Here is a 5,053-nt window from a genome sequence, read left to right on the forward strand (position 1 = left end):
AGGCACGTCCCCGCCGCCCCGAAGCACACCCGGCCCCGCCGGCCGGCGGTCCGGGTGTGCTTCGGGGCGGCGGGGACGTGCCTGCTGGTGGCCGAGGCGCTGGCCGTCTGGGATGCGTACGCGCGGGCGTGAATCCTTGCGTACGCGCGGACCTGAGTCCGCGTCGATCTCAGGCGGCGAGGTCGTTCTCGTGCGTGCGCTGCCCCGCGGGCGGGGTCTGGGCCTGCGTCGCGAGCCCGACCGGCCGGGGCACCGCCCGGCCCTTGGCCCGTACGAGCCGGCCGACGCGCCGGGAGCCGGCCACCGCACGCACCACCGGGGTCAGCAGCGCCATGGCGAGCGGCGCGAGCAGGAGCACCACGGCGGTGCCGAGCGCGAGGCCGCCGATCACGTCGGTCGGGTAGTGGACGCCCATGTAGACGCGGCAGAACCCTTCGACGAGGGCCAGTCCGATCCCCAGGAACCCAAACTTCCGATTCGCCAGGAACAAGCCCACGCCCAGGGCCATCGCGAGGGTGGTGTGGTCGCTGACGAAGGAGAACTCGGTGTTCCCGATCCCCGGGCCGAAGCCGGGATCGAGCACCTGCAGGCCCTCGTGGTGCCGGAACGGCCGCTGCCGTCCGACGAATTCGCGCAGCGGTACGTTCACGAGGAGGGCGATGCCGGCCGCCAGCGGGGCCCACACCAGCGCGGCGAAGGACTCGACGGCGGTGGTCTCGTCCTGCCGGCGCGCACCGTGCCAGCACCACAACACCAGGAGCACCAGGGCCAGCAGGATCCCGTACTCACCGGCCAGGCTCACGACCCGGTCCAGCCATCCCGGAGCCTGCCGGGCCGCTCCGTTGACCTCGTACAGCAGGCTGACATCCACGTTCGGCCCACCTGTTGTGAGTCCAGCCATGGTGCTGCCCCTTGCCCTTGCCGTGGTTCCCGTGCGGGCGCACCCCTGTGTGCGCCCCTTCGCCCCCCCACTTGATCAACCCCCCGCGTTCATGGAACGCCCGTTCTGGCGACTACGTTCCACTCTCCACCGAATGATCACTCCAACGTTATCGAAGAGAGACTCGTCGTCGCAGCTCAGGGCCTTGACCTCACGGAGAGTTGCTATGGAGTCCGACCAGCAGCGGAGCGGTCCGGAAGGGCCTCCGCACCGTCCTTGGTCACGCGCGTCGCACCGAAGTAGTCAGGGGTGTCGATCTTGTCGAAGCGGATCACGGCACCGGTGTACGGGGCGTTGATCATGTATCCCCCGCCCACGTAGAGCCCGACGTGCCGGATCTCCCGCGAATTCGTCAGATCGTCGGAGAAGAAGACCAGATCACCGGGCAGCAGTTGGTCGCGCGGGGGGTGGGAGCCGGCGTTGTACTGGTCGTTGGCCACGCGCGGCAGCTGGATCCCCACCGTCTCGTACGCGGCCTTGGTCAGCCCGGAGCAGTCGAACCGCCCGCCGTGGTCGGGCGTTCCGTTGCCACCCCACAGATACGGCGTGCCGAGCTGCTTCTGCGCGAAGTAGATTGCTCCGGCGGCCTGTTGCGACGGAGCCACCCGACCGACCGGCCGCGCGAAGCTCTTCTCCAGGGCGCGGATGGACTTCACGTAGCCCTGCGTCTCTCTGATCGGGGGCACGCCCCCGGCCTTGATCACGCGATAAGGGCCGGCGTTGTAGGCGGCGAGCATATTGTCGGACCGATCCCCCGGCACCTGGGCGACGTCCTTGGCGAGTTGGCAGTCGTACGAGGCCGCCGACGGGATGGCGTCCTTGGGGTCCCAGATGTCACGGTCACCGTCACCGTCACCGTCGATGCCGTACGTCGCCCAGGTGCCCGGGATGAACTGGGCGATGCCACGCGCGTCGGCGTGACTCACCACGTCGGGCTTCCACCCGCTCTCCGTGTAGAGCTGCGCCGCCAGCAGAGCCGGGTTGAGCGCGGGGCAAAGGTTTCCCCACTTCTCCACCAGCGGCTGATAGATCGCCGGAACCGACCCCTTGACCAGTCCGACGGCACCCTGCCTGCCGCCGTTCACCATTCCCGCCGCCGCCGAGTACGTGCCGACGACCAGCAGGGCGATGAAGGTCAGGCACACACCGATCCCGAGCCCGCTTGCCATCCAGAACTTGCGCACTCGTCAACACTGCCTCATCGAATGTCCCCTGACAGTGGATTCGTCAGCCAGACCCGGCACTATTTCACCGGAAAGCCGGTGCAATAGACGCTGCTGTACTCCTTGACCCCCCGGACCCGGTAGACCAGCACGGTCCAGTCACCGGGATCGTTGGCGACCGGGATGCCCGGAAATCTCTTCGTGGTCCCCCCGTTGTCCACGAGTTGCGTGGCGAAGTCGTCCGGGTACGTGAGCTCCACCTCGCCGCCGGTGGCCGGGTCCTTGAGATCGACGGGCTTGCTGGTGTAGCCGATGCCGTGGTTGTAGTCGCGGACGAACTCGTACGGGCGCTGCGTGCTTTCGTCGATCTCGTGCGGAGCCTTGACGCCGACGGAGACGACGTAGGGGCCCTGCTCCGTGTTGTACGACTTCAGATACACACGGATCTTGACCTTGCCCGTGACCGTCTTCGCCTCCGGGGTGTCGGCGTCGACGACGGAACCCACCAGGAACTCCGCCCGCTCCTCCGCGGGCAGGCTGCAGCCCCCACCGCCCGGACCGGCACTGGTCCACAGGTCCCTCGACACCTTGTTCGGCTCGATGTGGTCGGGCACGGCCCCCGATCCGCTGCCGCCGCCCTGGGAAGAGGGGGCGGGGCTCGAAGCCGGACCGCCGGAACCGGACGGCGCGGCCGGTCCGCCGGGCGTGCTCCGGCCGCTCGGCGGACCGCCGGCTCGCGACCCTCCCCCGGCCCCCTTGCCGTCCTCGTCCTGGAGGAACAGGTACCCGCCCGTGACGAGGCCGCCCGCCACCAGCCCGCCGACGGCCGCCAGTGCCCAGCGCGGAGGGCGCCGGCGGCCGGCGCCCTGACCCTGGTCCGGGCCCCGGCCGTGATTCTGGCTCTGGCCCTGGCCCTGGCCCTGGTCCGGGCCCTTGCTCTGACCCTGGTTCTGGTGCTGGCCGGCGGGGACGTACGTCGGCACGTAGCCCGAGCCGGCCGGCAGCCCCGGACCGATCGTCGACGGCAGCCCCGGCACCTGCGCGGCCCCGCCCGCGGTCGCCGTCAGAGCCGCGTACACCGGGTCGTCGACCAGGGCCGAGTCCACCGCGCAGCGCCGGATGATCTCGGCGAGGGCGGGCCGGGCCCCCGGCTCCGTCGCCACGCAGGCCCTGACGAGCGCGGCCAGGTCCGGCTCCACGCCCTCGACGTCGATCTCGCCGTGCACCGCACGGAAGTTGACGGCGGTCGGCTCCCCGGTCCCGTACGGCGCCCGGCCCGTCGCCGCGTAGGCGATCGTGGCACCCAGCGCGAAGACGTCCGCGGCGTCCGCCGCCTCGCCCCGCAGCAGCACCTCGGGAGCCGTGTAGCCGGGGGTGCCCGGGGCGCTGCCGGCCTGCGTCAGAGCCGTCTCGGCCACGCCCTTGGCGATGCCGAAGTCGATGAGCTGCGGCCCCTGCACGCCCAGGATGACGTTCTGCGGCTTGAGGTCCCGGTGCGTGACCCCGTACGCGTGCACGCTCGCCAGGCCCTCCGCCAGCGCGGCGAACAGCCTGCGGCACGCGGCGGCGGGCAGGGCTCCGTACGCGCGCACGGCGTGGCTCAGGGTGGGCCCGGCCACGTACTCGGTGGCGATCCAGTAGGGCGGCGCCGCCAGCGACGCGTCGATCAGGTTCGCGGTGTACGCGGAGCGCACCGCGCGGACCGTCTCGGCCTCCCGGCGGAACCGCGCGAGGGCCTCCGGATGCCCGGTGATCTCTTCCTTGATCACCTTGATGGCGACCAGCCGGCCACCCGGCGACCGCCCCAGGTACACCTGCCCCATGCCACCGGCACCGAGCCGGGCCAGCAGTGCCTGCGCCCCGATGTGCGCCGGATCCGTGTCTCTCAGGGCCTCCATTCGCACGAGCCTGCCACACGCATACCCCGCCCCTGACAAGGGGGTTGGCCTACCCGGGCGGTTGTCGGGGCGTTGCGTTTGCCAGGGCCGGTGTCCGGGCGGTCGTCCGGGGGGTATCCGGGCGGTCGTCCGGGGCGGTGTCCGGGCGGCCGCTACCGGGGGGCGACGAAAAGGCTCTGCGCGCTGCGCCCGATGGGGCCCTTCTCGTCGTGCAGCAGCGCGTCCGCGAGCCCGATCCCGGCCGCGTCCACACTCGTACGGGCCTCCACGCAGGCCCACTCGCCCACCGGATGGCGGTGGAGATGGACCGTCAGGTCACCGTTGATGAAGACGTAGCGCCCGAAGTCCATCACCGAGCTGATGCCGTTGCCCGAGTCGGCGGCGATCAGCACCCGGTCCAGCGGCCTGGTCTCCTCCCCGGCGACGAGCGGCACCTTCATCCGCATCCAGCAGGTGCCCGGACCCAGCTCGACGAACGCGCCCTCGGTGAACCGGGTCTCCATGGCCGAGTGGTAGCCCGTCTCCCACGGCACCGGGAAGAACGGCGTCACGTCCACCTCCCCGGGCGGCGGCAGCTGCGGCCCCGGCACCACGGCCGGCACCGCCTCCTCGGCGACCCGGATCCGCAGGGCCCGCGCCAGCATCACGGGCGCGGCGCCCGCCGGGGCGAGCGCGGCCTCGATCACCTCGGTGCTGCGCCCGGCCCGGAGCACGCTGGTGGTGATCTCCAGCGTGCCGATCGGCACCGGGCGCAGGATCTCGTACGTGATCCGGGCGATCCGCATGTCCCTACGCGCACCCGGCCGCTCCTCGACGGCCCGCCCGAGCAGCGCGGCCGGCGGCCCGGCGTGCTGCGAGCCCGGGTCCCACGGCCCGCGCGTGTACTCGGTGGCGGTGAACCGTCCGGCATCAAGTCGTTCGAAGAACCCCTCGGCAGCGCCCATGCCCTGCACGCTACCGACAGGTAACCGACTCCACAACGGTCGTCGGGGAACGTCGGAGAGTGTCGGGAACGTCAGCGGGCGAACGTCGGGGGGCGAACGTCAGGGGGG

4 protein-coding genes are annotated in these 5,053 nt (G+C 71.6%); all 4 read right to left on the reverse strand.

Translation table 11 applies throughout. The features are described from left to right. Positions 1-169 precede the first annotated feature (169 nt). Positions 170-901: a phosphatase PAP2 family protein gene (locus tag PV721_RS41160; RefSeq protein ID WP_319733676.1), complete on the reverse strand. Its 732-nt coding sequence runs from the start codon at positions 899-901 to the stop codon at positions 170-172. A gap of 203 nt (positions 902-1,104) precedes the next feature. Continuing rightward, positions 1,105-2,109, reverse strand: a complete 1,005-nt coding sequence (locus PV721_RS41165) for a bifunctional lytic transglycosylase/C40 family peptidase (protein ID WP_319733682.1) — start codon at positions 2,107-2,109, stop codon at positions 1,105-1,107. Positions 2,110-2,183: 74 nt separating this feature from the next. Beyond that, positions 2,184-4,001 carry a serine/threonine-protein kinase gene (locus PV721_RS41170; RefSeq protein WP_319733678.1) on the reverse strand — a complete coding sequence of 606 codons (1,818 nt, stop codon included), beginning with the start codon at positions 3,999-4,001 and terminating at the stop codon, positions 2,184-2,186. Positions 4,002-4,153: 152 nt separating this feature from the next. Then, the gene (locus PV721_RS41175; RefSeq protein ID WP_319733680.1) at positions 4,154-4,945 is read right to left on the reverse strand and encodes a thioesterase family protein; all 792 of its coding nucleotides are present in this window, start codon (positions 4,943-4,945) and stop codon (positions 4,154-4,156) included. Between the last annotated feature and the right edge of the window lie 108 nt (positions 4,946-5,053).

It is taken from the genome of Streptomyces sp. MB09-01, from assembly GCF_033794505.1.
Taxonomy (GTDB): domain Bacteria; phylum Actinomycetota; class Actinomycetes; order Streptomycetales; family Streptomycetaceae; genus Streptomyces.